This is a genomic window from Azotobacter beijerinckii (assembly GCF_900110885.1).
GTDB classification, from domain to species: Bacteria; Pseudomonadota; Gammaproteobacteria; order Pseudomonadales; family Pseudomonadaceae; genus Azotobacter; species Azotobacter beijerinckii.
Genome location: NZ_FOFJ01000011.1, coordinates 50660 through 68152, shown reverse-complemented (window position 1 = coordinate 68152; position 17493 = coordinate 50660). Strand labels below are relative to the sequence as shown.

Sequence of the window (17493 nt, the reverse complement as noted above, 5' to 3'; positions counted from 1 at the left end):
CACCCGGCCTACTTCTTCTTCGAAGGTGCGCCCAGGTTGGGCATCTGGCGCACCGCCTCCACCTCCGGCCGGGGGTCGTCGAGCAGATTGCCGAGATGGATCCGGCCCTTCGCGCCGGCGCCGGGGATCAGCTTCTGCTTGGGCTTTTTCGGCTTCTTCAGGATCGCCCCGCCCAGGGCGGTTTCCGGCACCCGGTGCTCGGGGCTGAACTCGGGCTCCTCGTGGCGCGGCAGCAACTCGCGGATCAGCATCTCGATGGCGGCCAGTTGCTCGACCTCGTCGGCGCAGACCAGCGAGATCGCCTCGCCCGTGGCGCCGGCCCGGCCGGTGCGGCCGATGCGGTGCACGTAGTACTCGGGGGCGACTGGCAGGTCGAGGTTGACCACCAGCGGCAGGCCCTGGATGTCCAGCCCGCGGGACGCCACGTCGGTGGCCACCAGCACCTGCAGCTCGCCGGCCTTGAACTGCTCGAGGGCGCGCAGGCGCGCCGGCTGCGGCAGGTCGCCGTGGATCGCGCCGGCCCGGTAGCCGCGCTGCTGCAGCTCCTCGGCCAGCCGCTCAACGCCCTTGCGGGTCCGCGAGAACACCAGCACCTGCTCCCAGCGCTCGCGCTCCAGCAGGTGCAGGAACAGCTCGACCTTGCGCTTCTTGTCCACCGGAATCAGCCACTGCTCGACGCTCGGCGCCGCCGAATTGGGCGCGCTGATCTCGATCGACAACGGATCGCGCAGCAGGCCGGCGGCGATCTGGCGGATCGAGTCGGAGAAGGTCGCCGAGCACAGCAGGGTCTGGCGCTGCTTCGGCAGCAGGGCGAAGAGCTCGTCCAGCTCGCGGGCGAAGCCCAGGTCGAGCATGCGGTCGGCTTCGTCGAGCACGAGAATCCGCAGCTGGTCGAAGCGCACGGCGTTCTGCCGGTGCAGGTCGAGCAGCCGGCCGGGGGTGGCCACCAGCACGTCGAGGCCCGGGCGCAGCATCATCATCTGCGGATTGATGCTCACCCCGCCGTAGGCCACCGCGGTACGCAGCGGCAGCTCCATGCCACAGGCGCGGAAAGTCCCGTGGACCTGCTCGGCCAGCTCGCGGGTCGGCACCAGCACCAGCGCGCGCACCGAGTTGGCGGCGACCGGCGGGCCTTCCAGGGTCAGCCGCTGCAGCACCGGCAGGGCGAAACCGGCGGTCTTGCCGCTGCCGGTCTGCGCCGCCACCAGCAGGTCGCGACCGGTGAGCAGGGAGGGAATTGCCTGGCGCTGCACCGGCGTTGGCAGGATATAACCGAGTACGGGCAGGGTCCGCAAAAGAGGTTCGATCAGGCCGAGGGAGGCGAAGGTCATGGCAGGCCACCAGAATGTAAAGGCGCCATTTTACCCGCAAACTTTGCAGGGTTGCTTAAAAAGCGGGCAAACAGAACGGCACCGGACGAAAAAGACCGCATCTGACAATGCAACGAAGGGATTACACCACGGCCCGGCCGACATCGGGCACGGGGTCTTAGCGGGCGCGCATGTTCATATCCTTTCCTGCCCTCCGGCACAAGACTCCCCACCCTTCTCCACCCGCCGCCCCGGCCTGGGACCGGACGACCGGTCCCCGCTTGAACCGGGCGGCACCGCCCAGCTGCCTCCGGCGGGAACGGCTAGGGTGCGAGTCGTGCCAGCAGCCGGGTGCGCCAGCCGGCGCCGGACGGCACCAGCAGGTGGCGGCGGCGCAGCGCACCCTGGAAGATCGCCTCGGCGATCTCCTGCGCCGAGGGCGTGTCGTCGTCGGACGGGACCTCGCCGTCCGGATCGCCGGCAACGGTACCGGGGCAGACCAGCATCACGTTGACCCCGTCCGCCGCGATCTCCCGGCGCAGCGTCTCGAACAGCCCGTGCAGGGCCTGCCGGCTGGCGACCTCGGCGCCGTGACCGGGCCGCGGCGGGGAAAAGGCGGGCGGCGCGCCGAAGGCAACGATCTGCCCACGCCGCGCGAGCAGACTGGGCAGCGCCGCCCGGGCACAGTGCAGGGCGCCGAAGAAGTTGACCGCCATGACCTGCCGGAATGCCTCGGGATCGCAGTCCAGGACGGCGCCGCGATGACCGACGGCGGCGCAGCAGACCAGCAGGTCGATGCCGCCGAAGCGCTCGCCGAGCAGCGCCACCGCGCGCTCCACCGCTTGCGCGTCGGTGACGTCGCAGGGCAACCCGAGCACCTCGGCGTTGTGGTGGTCGACCAGGTGCTCGACCAGGCCCTCCAGCGCCGACGGGTCGAGATCGAGCAGCGCCAGCGGCGCACCGGCCTGCGCCAGGCGCGTCGCCAGCGTCCGGCCGACGCCGGAGCAGCCGCCGCTGATCAGCGCCACCTGGCGCTCGAACACCCGGCTGGCGAGAAGCTTGCGATACATACCGACCCTCCCGGTCGCGGCCCCCTCCAGCATAGACCAGCGGGCGCCGCTACTTTCGCGGCTTGGCCCGGGCGGTGGGTTCGGCGATCAGCGGATCGTCCGGCCAGTAGTGCTTGGGGTAGCGGCCCTTGAGGTCCTTCTTCACCTCGGCGTAGGTATTGGCCCAGAAACTCGCCAGATCCTGGGTGACCTGCACCGGCCGGCGCGCCGGCGACAGCAGGTGCAGCTTGACCGCCAGCCGGCCGCCGGCGATGCGCGGCGTCGCGGCCAGGCCGAACAGCTCCTGCAGGCGCACGGCGAGCACCGGCGGCTCCTCGGCGTAGTCGAGGCGGATGCGCGAGCCGGACGGCACGGCGATGGCGGTCGGCGCCAGCTCGTCGAGGCGTTGCGGCAGCGGCCAAGGCAACAGGCCGGCGAGGATGCCGGGCAGGTCGAGGGCGGCGAAGTGGCTGAGCCGCGAGACCCGCCCGAGGTACGGCGCCAGCCAGTTCTCGAGGCTCGCCAGCAGAGCCGCGTCGGACAGGTCCGGCCAGTCGCTTTCGCCCCTTTCCGCCAGGTCGAGGCGGCGCAGCAGCGCCACCCGCGCCTGCCACTGGCGCAGCTCCGGGCTCCAGGGCAGCAGCTCCAGGCCCTTGCGCCGCACCAGGGCGACCAGCGCCCGGCTGCGCGCCGCCTCGTCGAGTTCCGGCAACGCCTGGCGCTCCAGCACCAGCTCGCCGATCCGCCGCTGGCGCTCGGCACGCAGCACACCCTCGCGCTCGTCCCAGTCCAGCTCGTCGCGGATCGTCAGCTGTTCGGCAAGCACCGTCTCGAACAACGCCGGATCGAGCTCGGCGGCCAAGTAGATGCGCTCCTCGCGCTGACCCTGGCGGCTGCCCAGCTCGGCGACCACCAGCCATTCGTGCTTCATCAGCGCATCGGCTTCCGCGAACTGCGCGGCGCGGCCGTTGGCCAGGCGGTATTCGCCACCGCCGGAACGGCGCTGGCAAGCGATGCGGTCCGGGTAGGCGAAGGCCAGCAGCGCCCCCAGCCAGCGCGGATGTCCGGGATCGGCGACCGCCTCCTGCGTGCCCTTCGGCAGCAACCCGCGATACTGGCGAGCCAGCTGGCGGGCGCGCTGCACGCCGCCCTGGGCGCCGCGCCCGGCCCGCTCCGCGCCGCCGAGCAGGGCCAGCCGGCTGTGCAGGTCGGCGCCAGCGCCGCGCAGGATGTCGCGCTCGCCGAGCAGCGCGGCGACGTCGCAGGCCAGCGCGCCGAGGCCCAGCGCCTGGCCGCGCAGCAAAAGATGGGCGATCCGCGGGTGCGCCGGCAGCATCGCCATGGCCTGGCCGTGGCTGCTCAGGCTGCCGTTGGGGTTGAACGCGCCGAGCCGCGCCAGCAGCTCGCGGGCCTGGGCGAAGGCAGCCGCCGGCGGCGCATCGAGCCAGGCGAGTTCGGCAGGCGCGACGCCCCAGCGCGCCAGTTGCAGGGCGAGCCCGGCGAGATCGGCCGCCAGGATTTCCGCGCCGTCGTGGGCGGCGAGCTGCTCGTGCTGCGCCTGCGACCACAGCCGGTAGCACACCCCCGGCTGCAGGCGCCCGGCGCGGCCGGCGCGCTGGGTCGCCGAGGCGCGGGAGATGCGCTGGGTGTCCAGGCGGGTCATGCCGCTGCCGGGGTCGAAGCGCGGCACCCGCGCCAGGCCCGCGTCGACCACCACGCGCACACCGTCGATGGTCAGGCTGGTCTCGGCGATGTTGGTGGCCAGCACGACCTTGCGCTGGCCGGCCGGCGCCGGCTCGATGGCGGCACGCTGGGCGCTCAGGTCCAGCTCGCCGTGCAGCGGGCAGAGCAGAATCTCGCTGCGCCCCGCCAGCGCCTCGGACAGCTGCTCGTGGAGGCGGCGGATCTCCGCCTGGCCGGGGAGGAACACCAGCAGGCTGCCGCCCTCCTCGTCGAGCGCCTGCAGCACGGTCTGCAGGACCCGCGGCTCGAGCCGCTCGCCGGACTGGAACGGCCGCCCCCAGCGGACCGCCACCGGGAACATGCGCCCCTCGCTGCGCACCACCGGCGCATCGTCCAGCAGCGCGGCGAGCCGCTCGCCCTCCAGGGTGGCGGACATCGGCAGCACCCGCAGCGGCGTGTCGCGCAGCAGGGCGCGGCCGTTGAGGGTCAGCGCCAGGGCCAGGTCGGCGTCCAGGCTGCGCTCGTGGAACTCGTCGAAGATCACCAGGCCGACGCCCTCCAGCGCCGGGTCGTCCTGCAGGCGGCGGGTGAGGATGCCTTCGGTGACCACCTCGATGCGGGTGCGCGGGCCGACCTTGCTGTCCAGGCGGATGCGGTAGCCGACCGTCTCGCCGACCGGCTCGCCCAGTTCGCTGGCCAGGCGCTCGGCCGCCGCCCGCGCGGCCAGCCGGCGCGGCTCGAGCATCAGGATGCGCTGCCCGGCGAGCCAGGGCTCGTCGAGCAGGGCGAGCGGCACGCGGGTGGTCTTGCCGGCGCCGGGCGGCGCCTCCAGCACGGCTTCGTGGCGCAGGGAGAGGGCCTCGCGCAGGGCGGGCAGGACGGCGTCTATGGGTAGCGGATTCATCGGACACTCCACGGCAGGGCGCCGATTATAGGGCCGGCCGCCGCCCGTGGACGCCTGTCACGAAGGCCTTGCTATAGTTGCCAAGGACTCCCACCAGGACCTTTTCATGCACACCCGGACCCGCATTCTGGGCGGCCTGCTGGCCGTCGCCCTGACTACCCAGCTGGGCGCCTGCGGCAGCCTCTTCTTCCCCGACCGGCGCGGCCAGATCGACGGCCAGATCGACTACCTGGTCGCCGGCCTGGACGCCATCGGCCTGCTCTTTTTCATCATCCCCGGGGTGGTCGCCTTCGCCGTCGACTTCACCACCGGCGCCATCTACCTGCCGCCGGGCGAGCGCCACTCGGTGGCCCCGCAAACCCTGCGCGAAACCCTCGGTGCCGACGGACGCGTCGACCCGGCGCGGCTCAGGACGCTGATCGAGCGGGAAACCGGCCGGCCCCTGCCGGCCGGCGAATTGCGCGCGCTGCCGCGCGAGGCTGGCCCCGACCAGCTCGCCGCCCTCGGCCTGGGCCCGGCCGCCTGATTCCACGGCGGCTGCGCCTTGCTATCATGCCGCCCCGTTTTCCCTCTCCAGCAAAGACCCGCTACCGATGAGTACCCCACAGGAACATGCCCGCCTGATGCGCCAGGCCAGCGCTGCCGCCCTGGCAGTCGCCGTCGGCCTGGCGCTGGCCAAGGCGATCGTCTGGTGGCTGAGCGGTTCGGTCAGCCTGCTCGCCGGCCTGACCGACTCGCTGCTCGACGGCGCCGCCTCGCTGATCAACCTGCTGGCGGTGCACTACTCGCTGCGCCCGGCGGACGACGACCATCGCTACGGCCACGGCAAGGCCGAGGCGCTGGCCGGTCTCGGCCAGGCGGTGTTCATCGGCGTCAGCGCCCTCCTGGTCAGCGTGCAGGCCGTCGACCGCCTGCTCCATCCGCAGCCGATCCACGCGCAGCTCCTGGGGATCGCCGTAATCCTGCTGTCGCTCGCGGCCACCGCCGCCCTGCTGCTGTTCCAGCGCCACGTGGTGCGAGTGACCGGCTCCACGGCGATCCGCGCCGACTCGCTGCACTACCGCTCCGACCTGCTGCTCAACGCCAGCATCCTGCTCGCCCTGCTGCTCGCCCAGTTCGGCTTCGGCGAGCTGGACGCGCTGTTCGGCCTCGGCATCGCCGGCTACATCCTGTGGAGCGCCCTGCAGATCGCCCGCGAAGCGGTGACGGTGCTGATGGACACCGAACTGTCGCCGGAGGTGCGCGAGCGGATCGCCGCACTGGCCGGCGCGGTGCCGGAAGTGATCGACGTGCACGACCTGCGCACCCGCATCTCGGGCACCCGCTGGTTCGTCCAACTGCACGTGCGGCTGCCCGGCGAGATGACGCTGAGCGAGGCCCACCAGCGCACCGAGGCGGTGGAGCGGGCGATCCATGCGGAATTCCCCCGCGCCGAGGTACTGGTGCATACCGATCCGCCGCAGGCGGTAGGCGAACTCCACTGAAACGACGCGCAAACGAAAAAGGAGGGAAGGCCCGCGGCCTTCCCTCCTTTTTCGTTTCGTCCGCTGCCGGCGAGCCTGTCGCCGTCTTCCCGCGCGCCTGGTTGGGCGCCGCGAGCCCGGGTGCCGACGCGATCCGGTGGGATCGCGCGGCGCCGGAGTGCCTGGTTGGGCGCTCCGGATGGACCAGATGTCCGGGCCTCGAAGTTGGAAAAAGAATAAACCTGCGAATCCGGCAGAGGATTGCGAACATTGCCCAGCAAAGCATGACTTGCGCAATCATTCGTCAGGAAAGCAAGATAACCAGCAATCCATCCACACAGAGCCATCCGCCATGGGCAAACTCGACCGCTACGACCTGCGCATCCTCGCCGAACTGCAGCACGACGCCCGCCTGTCCAACCAGGAGCTGGCCGAACGCATCGGTCTGTCGCCTTCGCCCTGCTCGCGGCGGGTCAAGCAGCTCGAGGACGACGGCTACATCCTGCGCCTGGTGGCCCTGCTCGACCGCAAGCGGCTCGGCCTGACCCTCACCGCCTACGTGCTGATCGGCATGGACCGGCACACCCCCGAGCGCTTCGAGCATTTCGAGGCGGTGATCGGCAAGTGCCCGGAGGTGCTGGAGTGCAGCCTGGTCACCGGGATGGACGCCGACTACCAGTTGAAGGTAGTGGTGCCGGACATGGACAGCTACCAGCAGTTCCTGCTCGGCACCCTGACCCGCATCGACGGGGTTTCCAGCGTGCGCTCGAGCTTCGTCCTGCGCCAGGTGCAGTCGAGCACCGAACTGCCGCTGGAGCACCTGCGCCCCTGAGGCGAAGCCGACTCCGTTATACTCGTCGGCCTTCTCCGTAAGCCCCGCAGGAGGATCGCAGTGGATCCCGCAGTGTTCGAAGAGTGGATGATGATCGGCCTGGTCGGCGGCCTCATCCTGTTCATGGCGTTCATCGTCTGGGACCTGGCGCGCAAGTCCAACGCCGGCCGTTTCGGCACCATGATCCTGTTCCTCGCCCTCGGCCTGGGCGTGCTCGGCTTCGTCATCAAGACCCTGGTGATCGGCAGCCTGGAAGGGTTCTGACGGTCCCCGGGGTTTCGCGGACGCCGCCCGAAGCGGCTTCGCGGCCCGCTCCTTGCGCAGCCGCGCCGACACCTCCCGCCACTCCCCCGGCGCCAGGCCGTCCAGGCTTCGGCGTGGTCAATGGGGCGTAGGCCCCCGACTTTCCCGGACGTCAGTATGGCCTCCCAAAATGGTCAGCCAGTGCTAGGGTCAATAACGACCTTTTGGGAAGCCCTGCTGTAAACGCCAAAATGTCGGTGTGTGAAACAGGCCGGCGCAACGGTTCTCACTACGACACGCCTTGCAGTTGCCTTGTCATGTACTGCCATTGCCGCGATAGCGGATAACACACCAACGCTACAAGCACGCGTTTGAACAAGTCATTGCCAACAAGAGAGCGATGCCATGACTGAAGCCGAACCAACCGACTTGATTTTCGATGTAGGCGCACACAAGGGAGAGGACAGCGATTTTTACTTCAAGCTCGGCTATCGAGTAGTAGCCATTGAAGCCAACCCGGCACTTGCCGATCACCTGAAAGAAAGATTCAGCAAAGAGATTGGCGACGGCAGCTTTGTATTGATCAATAAAGCCATTGCCGATACGGAGGGCACGATAAGCTTCTTCGTCAACAAGAAAAAATCCGTCTGGGGAACAGCAGACCCCGAGTGGGCCAGGAGAAACAAGGCGCTCAACGCAGAATCGGAAGAGATAAAAGTTGAAAGCATCCGCTTTTCCGACATTGTCGCCACGTACGGCTGCCCTCATTACCTGAAAATCGACATAGAAGGTGCCGATATGCGCTGCGTCAATGCCCTCAAAAACATGGCGTACCGCCCCAAATACATATCCCTGGAGTCGACGATGACTTCCTGGTCTGATTTATTGAATGAATTCAATACGCTTGAAAGTCTCGGCTATACAAAGTTCAAGCTCGTAAACCAAAAAAAACACCCGGACGGAAATTTCAGAAACCGCAACGGGGAGTTGATCAGCCACACCTTTGAAGAAGGCGCCTCAGGACCTTTTGGCGATAGCCTCGATGGTGTGTGGCTGACCAAAAGGCAAGCAATACGCGCCTATGTGCCGATATTCATTCAATACAAGACGATCGGCGTCCATAGCCTCCCATCGAAAGTTATCAAGCGCACACCCGTGCTTCGCCTGCTTCGCCGTGCTTTCAACTATGACAGTTGGTACGACACGCACGCCATGCGGGAATGATTATCTGCCCACTGGCAACAGGGTCCCTTCCCCTCACAACCGCGCTGGCACTTCCTTCCACTCCCCCGGCGCCAGCCCTTCCAGGCTCCAGGGGCCAATGCGCACCCGCACCAGGCGCAGGGTCGGCAGGCCGACCGCGGCGGTCATGCGCCGCACCTGGCGGTTGCGCCCCTCGCGGATGGTCAGCTCCAGCCAGGCGGTCGGCACGCTCTTGCGAAAACGCACCGGCGGATCGCGCGGCCAGAGTTCGGGCTCGGGGAGCCGGCGCGCCTCGGCCGGCAGGGTCGGGCCGTCGTTGAGCGTCACCCCTTCGCGCAGGCGCTGGAGCTGCTCCTCGTCCGGCTCGCCCTCGACCTGCACCCAGTAGGTCTTGGCCAGCTTGTGCCTGGGATCGGCGATGCGCGCCTGCAGGCGGCCGTCGCTGGTCAACAGCAGCAGGCCCTCGCTGTCGCGGTCCAGGCGCCCGGCCGGATAGACGCCGGGGACCGGGATGAAGTCCTTGAGGGTCGCCCGCCCGTCGCCGCCGCTGAACTGGGTGAGCACGTCGAACGGCTTGTTGAACAGGATCAGCCGCGGCGCGACCGGCGGCGCCGTGGGCGGCCCCGGACGGCGGGCGGGCGCCTGGCCGGCGGGCCGGCGGGGTGCGGGACGGACTGGGCGGGCCATGGAGGGTTCACCGGCAAAAAGGGGCGCCCATGCTAGGGGCGCCCCCTCCTTGCGGCAAGCCTCAGCCCTCGCCGAGCAGGAAGTTGCCCGGCCCCGAGGCGGCGCCGTCCAGCCGCGGCACTTCGGCCTCGTCCTTGAGCGCCACCCCCGAGAGCCGGCGGCGGCTGGCCTCGCCCATCAGGTAGAGCAGCTTGTGGGCGGCCATCGCGTAGTTCAGACCCTCCGGGCGCACGTTGGAGATGCAGTTGCGCGCGGCGTCGGTGAGACCGATGCGCGGCGCGAAGGTGAAGTACAGGCCCAGGCTGTCCGGCGAGCTGAGACCGGGGCGCTCGCCGATGAGGATGACCGTCATCCGCGCGCCGAGCAGTTCGCCGATCTCGTCGGCCACCGCCACCCGGCCCTGCTCGACCAGGCTGACCGGCGCCAGCGACCAGCCCTCGGCCGGCAGCCGCTCCAGCAGGCAGTCGAGCAGCGGCAGGGCGTGGCGCTGCACGGCCAGCGCCGACAGGCCGTCGGCGACAACGACGGCCAGGTCCCGGCCGCCGCCGTGCGCGGCCCGCTGCTCGCGCAGCCGGTTGGCGGAATCGGCCTGCAACCGACGGCCCAGGTCGGGGCGCTGCAGGTAGGTGTCGCGGTCGCGGGCGGCGCTGTGCAGCAGCAGGCTGTCGAGGCCGCGCCGGTGCAGCCCGTCCTGCAGGGCGGCGGGCTCGAACGGCAGGTGCACGGCGTCGCGCGCCTGGGCATGGGCGAATTGGAAGGCCAGGTGCGCCGCGGTCGGCAGGCTGGCGCCGGCGCGGCCGAGGGCGATGCGCGCCGGGGTCAGGCGGCGCAGTTGCTGCCAGGGGTTTTCGGTGGTGGGGGATCTGTCGGACATCGGAAACCTCGGAACTAGGTGGCTCTTGTTGGAACGGATTTATCCGCGATCCAGCGGAATATCGCGGATAAATCCGCTCCTACAGGGCAAGCGGCTCAGGACAGCCGCGCCAGCGCCGGGCGGAAGGCGGCCGGCAGCTCGTCGCCGAGGATCAGCCGGCCGCCGTCCTGGCGCAGGATGCCCATCCGCGCGAGCCACGCCTCGAACTCCGGCGCGGCGCGCAGGCCGAGGCTCTGCCGGGCGTAGAGGGCGTCGTGGAAGGAGGTGCTCTGGTAGTTGAGCATCACGTCGTCGGAGCCGGGCACGCCCATGATGAAGTTGACCCCGGCCACGCCGAGCAGGGTCAGCAGCATGTCCATGTCGTCCTGGTCGGCCTCGGCGTGGTTGGTGTAGCAGATGTCGCAGCCCATCGGCAGGCCGAGCAGCTTGCCGCAGAAGTGGTCCTCGAGCCCGGCGCGGATGATCTGCTTGCCGTTGTAGAGGTATTCCGGGCCGATGAAGCCGACCACGGTGTTCACCAGCAGCGGCCGGAAGCGCCGCGCCACGCCGTAGGCGCGCGCCTCGCAGGTCTGCTGGTCGACGCCGTGGTGGGCGTTGGCCGACAGCGCGCTGCCCTGGCCGGTCTCGAAGTACATGAGGTTGTCGCCGAGGCTGCCGCGCTTGAGGCTGAGGCCGGCTTCGTACCCCTCGCGCAGCACTGCGAGGTCGATGCCGAAGCTGGCGTTGGCCGCCTGGGTGCCGGCGATCGACTGGAACACCAGGTCGACCGGCAGGCCGCGTTCGATGGCGGCGATCGACGAGGTGACGTGGGTGAGCACGCAGGCCTGGGTGGGAATCTGGTAGCGCTGGATCACCGCGTCGAGCATCTTCAAGAGTTCGCCGATCGCTTCCAGGCTGTCGCTGGCCGGGTTGACGCCAATCACCGCGTCGCCGTTGCCGTAGAGCAGCCCGTCGAGCACGCTGGCGGCGATGCCCGCCGGGTCGTCGGTGGGATGGTTGGGCTGCAGGCGGGTGGAGAGCCGTCCGCGCTGCCCGAGGCTGTTGCGAAAGCGCGTCTCCACGCGGATCTTCTGCGCCACCAGCACCAGATCCTGGACGCGCATCAGCTTGGACACCGCGGCGGCCATCTCCGGGGTCAGCCCCGGCGCCAGGGCGCGCAGACCGGCCTCGTCAGCCTCAGGGCCGAGCAGCCAGTCGCGCAGGCCGCCGACGGTGAGATGGGCCACCGGGGCGAAGGCCGCGGCGTCGTGGCCGTCGAGGATCAGCCGGGTGACCTCGTCCGCCTCGTAGGGGATCACCGCCTCGTTCAGGAAGTGCCCGAGCGGCACCTCGGCCAGCGCCATCTGCGCCGCCACCCGTTCGGCGTCGCTCTCTGCCGCCACCCCGGCCAGGTAGTCGCCGGAGCGCGCCGGGCTGGCCTTGGCCAGCAGTTCGCGAAGACTGCCGAAGCGCCAGGTCTGGCCGCCGACGGCATGGGCAAAACCGCTCATGGGAATCCCCTCCCGGAAAAAGGTCGTGTGCGGAAACCTTCGCGCGCCCCTCGCCCCGACGGGACGCCCCGGCGCCATTGAAGCAGAGCCGCGGCCGCCGGCCTACCCCGGCAGCCTAGAGCGGCTCTCGGCGCCACGCTACACTGGCCGCTCAACGACCACGGCAGACCCCCGATGAACGCGCCCACGGCCCCCGCCCCGTTCAGCCCCGCCTGGCACGCCGAGCTGGACCTCGCCTATGCCCGCGCCGGCGATGCCACGCGCCCGGTGCGGCGCCGCCACGCGGGGCCGCTGCGGGTGCAGAAGCACCTCTACCCGGAAGGGCCGCAGGTCTGCCAGCACATCCTCGTCCATCCGCCGGGCGGCATCGCCGGCGGCGACCGCCTGGAGATCGCCGCCGAGGTCGGCGCCGGTGCCTGGGCGCAGCTGACCAGCCCCGGCGCGGCCAAGTGGTACCGCGCCGCCGCGCCGGCCACGCAGCGGCTGCGGCTGCGCGTGGCGGCCGGCGCCACCCTGGAATGGCTGCCCCAGGAAAGCATCGTCTACTCCGCTGCCCAGGCCGAGCTGGACACACGGATCGAACTGGAGGGCGACGCCCGGCTGTGCTACTGGGACATCGTCGCCCTCGGCCGCCCGGCCAGCGGCGAGCGCTTCGCCGCCGGCCGCTACCGCGCCGCCCTGGACATCCACCGCGACGGCCGCCTGCTCTGGCACGAGCGCCAGCGCCTGGACGGCGGCGACGGCCTGCTCGACTCGCCGATCGGCCTGGACGGCGCGCCGGTGTTCGCCACCCTCCTGGTCACCGGCGAGATCGACGCCGCGCTGCTGGCGCGCTGCCGCGAACTGCCCGCCCGGGTGCGCGGCGACCTCACCCAACTGCCGAATCTCTTGGTCGGCCGCTGCCTGGCCGACCAGGCGCTGCACGCCCGGGCCTGGCTGATCGACCTCTGGCGTCTGCTGCGCCCCGCCCTGCTCGGCCGCGACGCCCTTCCCCCCCGCATCTGGAGCACCTGAATGGATCTGACGCCCCGCGAGAAAGACAAGCTGCTGATCTTCACCGCCGGCCTGGTGGCCGAGCGGCGCCTGGCCCGCGGCCTCAAGCTCAACTATCCGGAAGCCGTGGCCTACCTCTCCGCCGCCCTGCTCGAAGGCGCCCGCGACGGCCGCACGGTGGCCGAGCTGATGCACGCCGGCACCACCCTGCTGACCCGCGAGCAGGTGATGGAGGGCGTGCCGGAGATGATCCCGGAGATCCAGATCGAAGCCACCTTCCCCGACGGCACCAAGCTGGTGACCGTGCACCAACCGATCGCATGAGGAACCCGCGATGATCCCCGGCGAATACCAGATCCAGGACGGCGAGATCGAACTCAATGCCGGCCGCCGCACCCTCGCCCTGTCCGTGGCCAACAGCGGCGACCGGCCGATCCAGGTCGGCTCCCACTACCACTTCTTCGAGACCAACGACGCCCTGCTCTTCGACCGCGCCCAGGCCCGCGGCATGCGCCTGAACATCCCGGCCGGCACCGCGGTGCGCTTCGAGCCGGGGCAGAGTCGCGAGGTCGAGCTGGTCGAGTTGGCCGGCCTGCGCCGCGTCTACGGCTTCGCCGGACGGGTGATGGGCGAGCTCTGAGGCATGGGTCGGGTGGAAAACGCCGCAGGCTTTTCCACCTTTCATGTTCATCGGCGGGCAAACGAAGCGTTGCCCACCCTACGGAAAAGGAAATCGGATGAAGATCAGCAGACAAGCCTACGCCGACATGTTCGGCCCCACGGTCGGCGACCGGGTGCGCCTGGCCGACACCGACCTGTGGATCGAGGTGGAGATGGACTTCACCGTCTACGGCGAGGAAGTGAAGTTCGGCGGCGGCAAGGTGATCCGCGACGGCATGGGCCAGGGTCAGCGGTGTGCCGCCGAGGTGGTCGACACCCTGATCACCAACGCGCTGATCCTCGACCACTGGGGCATCGTCAAGGCCGACGTCGGCCTCAAGAACGGGCGCATCGCCGCCATCGGCAAGGCCGGCAACCCGGACATCCAGCCGGGGGTGACCATCGCCGTCGGCGCCGCCACCGAGGTGATCGCCGGCGAGGGGATGATCCTCACCGCCGGCGGCATCGACAGCCACATCCACTTCATCTGCCCGCAGCAGATCGAAGAGGCGCTGATGAGCGGCATCACCACCATGATCGGCGGCGGCACGGGACCTGCCACCGGCACCAACGCCACCACCGTCACCCCCGGTCCCTGGCACATCGCGCGCATGCTGCAGGCCGCCGACGCCTTCCCGATGAACCTCGGCTTCACCGGCAAGGGCAACGCCAGCCTGCCGCAGCCGCTGATCGAGCAGATCGAGGCCGGCGCCATCGGCCTCAAGCTCCACGAAGACTGGGGCACCACCCCGGCGGCCATCGACAACTGCCTGTCCGTCGCCGACCAGTACGACGTGCAGGTGGCGATCCACACCGACACCCTCAACGAGTCCGGCTTCGTCGAGACCACCCTGGCCGCCTTCAAGGGCCGCACCATCCACACCTATCACACCGAGGGCGCCGGCGGCGGCCACGCGCCGGACATCATCAAGGCCTGCGGCTTCCCCAACGTACTGCCCAGCTCGACCAACCCGACCCGGCCGTTCACCAAGAACACCATCGACGAGCACCTCGACATGCTGATGGTCTGCCACCACCTCGACCCGAGCATCGCCGAGGACGTGGCCTTCGCCGAATCGCGCATCCGCCGCGAGACCATCGCCGCCGAGGACATCCTCCACGACCTCGGCGCCTTCAGCATGATCAGCTCCGACAGCCAGGCCATGGGCCGGGTCGGCGAGGTGATCGTCCGCACCTGGCAGACCGCCGACAAGATGAAGAGGCAGCGCGGCCCGCTGCCCGAGGACGGCGCCGGCCACGACAACTTCCGGGTCAAGCGCTACGTCGCCAAGTACAGCATCAACCCGGCGATCACCCACGGCATCAGCCACGAGGTGGGCTCGGTGGAGGTCGGCAAGTGGGCCGACCTGGTGCTCTGGCGCCCGGCGTTCTTCGGCGTCAAGCCGTCCTTGATCCTCAAGGGCGGCGCCATCGCCGCGAGCCTGATGGGCGACGCCAACGCCTCGATCCCCACCCCGCAGCCGGTCCACTACCGGCCGATGTTCGCCAGCTTCGCCGGCGCGCGCCATGCCACCAGCCTCACCTTCGTCAGCCAGGCGGCGCTGGCCGCCGGGGTGCCGGAGCAGCTCGGGCTGAAAAAGAAGATCGGCGTGGTCAAGGGCTGCCGCAACCTGCAGAAAAAGGATCTGATCCACAACGACGCCACCCCGCAGATCGAGGTCGACCCGCAGACCTACCAGGTCAAGGCCGACGGCCAGCTGCTCTGGTGCGAACCGGCCGAGGTGCTGCCGCTGGCGCAGCGCTACTTCCTCTTCTAACCTCTCGGCCAGCCCTCCGGTAAAGGCTTATTGCTATCATCGCTGGCCGCGACAATCGCCCTGCCGAGCAGGGTCCGAGCGGGCCGACGGCCGAAAGCACAGCGCCACTCCACGCGGGGTGGCGCTGACGATCCGGACATGGCTGAAGGGCACTTGGAGCAGACCGGCCCAGAGGCTCGGCAGGGCTCCCGGGCCGGTACGCGCGCCATGCCCGTGGTCGCCTGTCGAGCGGGATGTCGGCGCTCCACGGCCCCCGGCCTGGACATGACACGTCCGGTAACGCCCATGACGAGCAGATGGGTTGAGCCCCGTCGTCGGCTTCGGGATACTGCGCGGCGCCATGCGTTAAGCTGGCCGCACAATAACCATAAAAAAAGGCGTCGTATGGGACGGCTGCCGAAAGCATTAAGGAGCCATCCCCTTGAAAAAACGAAGCGATCTCATCTGGACGCTGATCGGTCTCGGAGCAGTGGTGCTGTCCTGCTTCCTGCTCTACCGCGAGCTGCGCAACATTTCCCTGGCGGATATCGCCGACAGCCTGCGGGCGATCCCCGCCAGTGGCTGGCTGATGGCTTCGACGGCCACCTGCGGCGCCTACTGGGCGCTGGCCTGGTATGACCGTATCGCCATCGCCCACCTGGGCAAGCGCATCCCCTGGCGCTTCATCACCCTCTGCTCCTTCACCACCTACGCCCTGGCCCACAACATCGGCGCCTCGGTGTTCTCCGGCGCCATGGTGCGCTACCGCGCCTACCGCACCAAGGGCCTGTCGCCCCACGAGATCGGCATCCTCATCGTCTTCTGCTCCTTGACCTTCGCCCTCGGCACCCTGCTGACCGGCGGCTGCGTGCTGGTGCTGCAGCCCTCGCTGATCCAGCGCCTGGTCGAGATCCCGCCGCCGCTCTCGGTGACCATCGGCAGCGCCCTGCTGTCGCTGGTGGCCCTCTACGTGCTCGGTTCCTGGCGCCAGTTCAAGCCCTGGACCCTGGGCAAGCTGCACATCGAGTACCCGAGCCTGCCGATCGTCGGCCGCCAGTTGCTCGCCGGACCGCTGGAGCTGCTCTGCGCCGCCGCGATCATCTATTTCGCCCTGCCGGCGGAAAGCAGCCCCGGCTACCTGACAGTGCTCGGCGTGTTCCTCGCCTCCTTCTCCCTGGCCCTGCTGTCGCACGCCCCCGGCGGCCTCGGCGTGCTCGAGGTGACCTTCCTCGCCGCCCTGCCGGAACTCGATCCGGCGGACGTGCTGGCCGCACTGCTCGTCTTCCGCGGCTTCTACCTGCTGATACCCTTCGTCCTGTCGCTGCTGGTGGTGCTGGGCTTCGAATGGAGCCAGTGGCAGGCCCGCCGCAACACCGTCGGCGACAGTTGAGTCGACCTGACGGGTGCCGTCACCGGGATACCGGAGCGGCTCGGGCTGCAGAACAAGCACCTGATCCACAACGGCCCCCGCGGATCGAAGTCGCCCCGCGGCACTACCAGGCAGGCTAAGGCCGCCGGCCAGCTGCGCGGGGGCGAACCCGCCGAGTGCTGCCACTCGCCGCGCTATTTTCTCTTCCGAAGGGCGACGCGCCGGCGCCGTGCAGGAGCGCCGGGGCTGGTCCAGACTGGAGGGAGCGCCACGCCCCGGCGAACCTCTGGAGGACTGCCCCATGCCCCGACTCACTGCCGCACACGTCTTCGCGGGACTGCTGCTGGCCAGCGCGCTGCTCGACGCCCAGGCCGCGACCGTGATTCCCCTGAAGGGCCAGACCCCCGAGCAGATCCAGGCGGACACCGCCGCCTGCCAGTCCCAGGCCGGTACCCAGGCGAGCACGCCCGCCACGAGCGAGGAGTCCCACACCGGCGGGCGGGCGCGCGGTGCGGCGAAGGGCGCCGTGGCCGGTGCGGCCGCCGCCCAGGTGCGCGGCAAGCAGCACGAGGAACTCTACGACCAGGCCAGCGACGAAGCCAAGCAGGAATACCGGCAGGAACAGGCCCGCCAGACGGCCGCCGCCGGCGCGGCGGTCGGGGCTTCCCAGCAGCGCCAGGAGCGCCGTGCGGACCGCAAGGAGGAGCAGAGCAACGAGCAGAACAACGCCAACGCGCAGCAGGCCTATGCCAACTGCATGAGCGCCCGCGGCTACTCGATCGCCCCCTGATTCGGCACGGCCGCCGCCGAAGCGGGCGCAGCCCTTGAAACGCCAAAATCCGGATACATATCCATTGCATGCGCCGGGCGCCCCGCCCGGCGCGGGCTGCAGTGCCGCGGCGCGGACGCCGCCCGGGCACGGCACTGGTCAAACGGATGCGGATCGACGATAGTCGCCCGCCGACCCCGGGAACAC

General features: G+C 69.8%; 17 protein-coding genes. 11 read left to right on the top strand and 6 right to left on the bottom strand.

The window, feature by feature from the left end; genetic code table 11:
- Window positions 1-8: 8 nt before the first annotated feature.
- From BMY22_RS07965 to hrpB, 3 genes are all read right to left on the bottom strand, one after another.
- Window positions 9-1331, bottom strand: coding sequence for a DEAD/DEAH box helicase (locus tag BMY22_RS07965; RefSeq protein WP_090620989.1), 1323 nt, complete (start codon window positions 1329-1331; stop codon window positions 9-11).
- Window positions 1332-1633: 302 nt separating this feature from the next.
- Window positions 1634-2380, bottom strand: a complete 747-nt coding sequence (locus tag BMY22_RS07960) for an SDR family oxidoreductase (protein ID WP_090620988.1) — start codon at window positions 2378-2380, stop codon at window positions 1634-1636.
- 49 nt (window positions 2381-2429) lie between these two features.
- Window positions 2430-4946 carry an ATP-dependent helicase HrpB gene (gene hrpB, locus BMY22_RS07955; RefSeq protein WP_090620986.1) on the bottom strand — a complete coding sequence of 839 codons (2517 nt, stop codon included), beginning with the start codon at window positions 4944-4946 and terminating at the stop codon, window positions 2430-2432.
- Between the two features lie 106 nt (window positions 4947-5052).
- Here hrpB and BMY22_RS07950 point away from each other — a divergent pair, with 106 nt between their 5' ends.
- The 5 genes from BMY22_RS07950 (at window position 5053) to BMY22_RS07930 (ending at window position 8708) form a co-directional block, all read left to right on the top strand.
- The gene (locus BMY22_RS07950; protein ID WP_090620985.1) at window positions 5053-5472 is read left to right on the top strand and encodes a polyribonucleotide nucleotidyltransferase; all 420 of its coding nucleotides are present in this window, start codon (window positions 5053-5055) and stop codon (window positions 5470-5472) included.
- Window positions 5473-5539: 67 nt separating this feature from the next.
- Window positions 5540-6430, top strand: a complete 891-nt coding sequence (locus BMY22_RS07945) for a cation diffusion facilitator family transporter (protein ID WP_090620983.1) — start codon at window positions 5540-5542, stop codon at window positions 6428-6430.
- 331 nt (window positions 6431-6761) lie between these two features.
- Window positions 6762-7241: an Lrp/AsnC family transcriptional regulator gene (locus BMY22_RS07940; RefSeq protein WP_090620982.1), complete on the top strand. Its 480-nt coding sequence runs from the start codon at window positions 6762-6764 to the stop codon at window positions 7239-7241.
- 60 nt (window positions 7242-7301) lie between these two features.
- The gene (locus tag BMY22_RS07935; protein WP_090620980.1) at window positions 7302-7505 is read left to right on the top strand and encodes a DUF2788 domain-containing protein; all 204 of its coding nucleotides are present in this window, start codon (window positions 7302-7304) and stop codon (window positions 7503-7505) included.
- 384 nt (window positions 7506-7889) lie between these two features.
- Window positions 7890-8708, top strand: coding sequence for an FkbM family methyltransferase (locus tag BMY22_RS07930; RefSeq protein ID WP_090620979.1), 819 nt, complete (start codon window positions 7890-7892; stop codon window positions 8706-8708).
- 33 nt (window positions 8709-8741) lie between these two features.
- On the opposite strand, the gene BMY22_RS07925 is transcribed toward BMY22_RS07930, so the two are convergent.
- The 3 genes from BMY22_RS07925 to BMY22_RS07915 form a co-directional block, all read right to left on the bottom strand.
- Complete coding sequence (locus BMY22_RS07925) at window positions 8742-9374, bottom strand: pseudouridine synthase (RefSeq protein WP_090620977.1); 633 nt, start codon at window positions 9372-9374, stop codon at window positions 8742-8744.
- Between the two features lie 61 nt (window positions 9375-9435).
- A complete protein-coding gene (gene eutC, locus BMY22_RS07920; protein WP_090620976.1) occupies window positions 9436-10248 on the bottom strand; it encodes an ethanolamine ammonia-lyase subunit EutC in 813 nt (270 codons plus the stop codon).
- A gap of 95 nt (window positions 10249-10343) precedes the next feature.
- A complete protein-coding gene (locus BMY22_RS07915) occupies window positions 10344-11738 on the bottom strand; it encodes an ethanolamine ammonia-lyase subunit EutB (RefSeq protein ID WP_090620974.1) in 1395 nt (464 codons plus the stop codon).
- 174 nt (window positions 11739-11912) lie between these two features.
- On the opposite strand from BMY22_RS07915, the gene BMY22_RS07910 reads away from it, so the two are divergent.
- From BMY22_RS07910 to BMY22_RS07885, 6 genes are all read left to right on the top strand, one after another.
- Window positions 11913-12752: an urease accessory protein UreD gene (locus tag BMY22_RS07910; protein WP_090620972.1), complete on the top strand. Its 840-nt coding sequence runs from the start codon at window positions 11913-11915 to the stop codon at window positions 12750-12752.
- Window positions 12753-13055 (top strand): urease subunit gamma, encoded by a 303-nt coding sequence (ureA, locus tag BMY22_RS07905; RefSeq protein ID WP_090620970.1) that lies wholly within the window; start codon window positions 12753-12755, stop codon window positions 13053-13055.
- 10 nt (window positions 13056-13065) lie between these two features.
- Complete coding sequence (locus tag BMY22_RS07900) at window positions 13066-13371, top strand: urease subunit beta (RefSeq protein ID WP_090620968.1); 306 nt, start codon at window positions 13066-13068, stop codon at window positions 13369-13371.
- A 97-nt stretch (window positions 13372-13468) separates the two neighbouring features.
- Window positions 13469-15169, top strand: coding sequence for an urease subunit alpha (ureC, locus tag BMY22_RS07895; protein ID WP_090620967.1), 1701 nt, complete (start codon window positions 13469-13471; stop codon window positions 15167-15169).
- Window positions 15170-15590: 421 nt separating this feature from the next.
- Complete coding sequence (locus tag BMY22_RS07890; protein WP_090620965.1) at window positions 15591-16538, top strand: lysylphosphatidylglycerol synthase transmembrane domain-containing protein; 948 nt, start codon at window positions 15591-15593, stop codon at window positions 16536-16538.
- Between the two features lie 280 nt (window positions 16539-16818).
- Complete coding sequence (locus BMY22_RS07885; protein ID WP_090620964.1) at window positions 16819-17307, top strand: YMGG-like glycine zipper-containing protein; 489 nt, start codon at window positions 16819-16821, stop codon at window positions 17305-17307.
- Window positions 17308-17493: the final 186 nt, after the last annotated feature.

Coding starts and splice junctions, on each gene's coding strand:
- BMY22_RS07965 (WP_090620989.1), bottom strand. CDS start 1,331: ATGACCTTCGCCTCCCTCGGCCTGATCGAACCTCTTTTGCGGACCCTG.
- BMY22_RS07960 (WP_090620988.1), bottom strand. CDS start 2,380: ATGTATCGCAAGCTTCTCGCCAGCCGGGTGTTCGAGCGCCAGGTGGCG.
- hrpB (WP_090620986.1), bottom strand. CDS start 4,946: ATGAATCCGCTACCCATAGACGCCGTCCTGCCCGCCCTGCGCGAGGCC.
- BMY22_RS07950 (WP_090620985.1), top strand. CDS start 5,053: ATGCACACCCGGACCCGCATTCTGGGCGGCCTGCTGGCCGTCGCCCTG.
- BMY22_RS07945 (WP_090620983.1), top strand. CDS start 5,540: ATGAGTACCCCACAGGAACATGCCCGCCTGATGCGCCAGGCCAGCGCT.
- BMY22_RS07940 (WP_090620982.1), top strand. CDS start 6,762: ATGGGCAAACTCGACCGCTACGACCTGCGCATCCTCGCCGAACTGCAG.
- BMY22_RS07930 (WP_090620979.1), top strand. CDS start 7,890: ATGACTGAAGCCGAACCAACCGACTTGATTTTCGATGTAGGCGCACAC.
- BMY22_RS07925 (WP_090620977.1), bottom strand. CDS start 9,374: ATGGCCCGCCCAGTCCGTCCCGCACCCCGCCGGCCCGCCGGCCAGGCG.
- eutC (WP_090620976.1), bottom strand. CDS start 10,248: ATGTCCGACAGATCCCCCACCACCGAAAACCCCTGGCAGCAACTGCGC.
- BMY22_RS07915 (WP_090620974.1), bottom strand. CDS start 11,738: ATGAGCGGTTTTGCCCATGCCGTCGGCGGCCAGACCTGGCGCTTCGGC.
- BMY22_RS07910 (WP_090620972.1), top strand. CDS start 11,913: ATGAACGCGCCCACGGCCCCCGCCCCGTTCAGCCCCGCCTGGCACGCC.
- ureA (WP_090620970.1), top strand. CDS start 12,753: ATGGATCTGACGCCCCGCGAGAAAGACAAGCTGCTGATCTTCACCGCC.
- BMY22_RS07900 (WP_090620968.1), top strand. CDS start 13,066: ATGATCCCCGGCGAATACCAGATCCAGGACGGCGAGATCGAACTCAAT.
- ureC (WP_090620967.1), top strand. CDS start 13,469: ATGAAGATCAGCAGACAAGCCTACGCCGACATGTTCGGCCCCACGGTC.
- BMY22_RS07885 (WP_090620964.1), top strand. CDS start 16,819: ATGCCCCGACTCACTGCCGCACACGTCTTCGCGGGACTGCTGCTGGCC.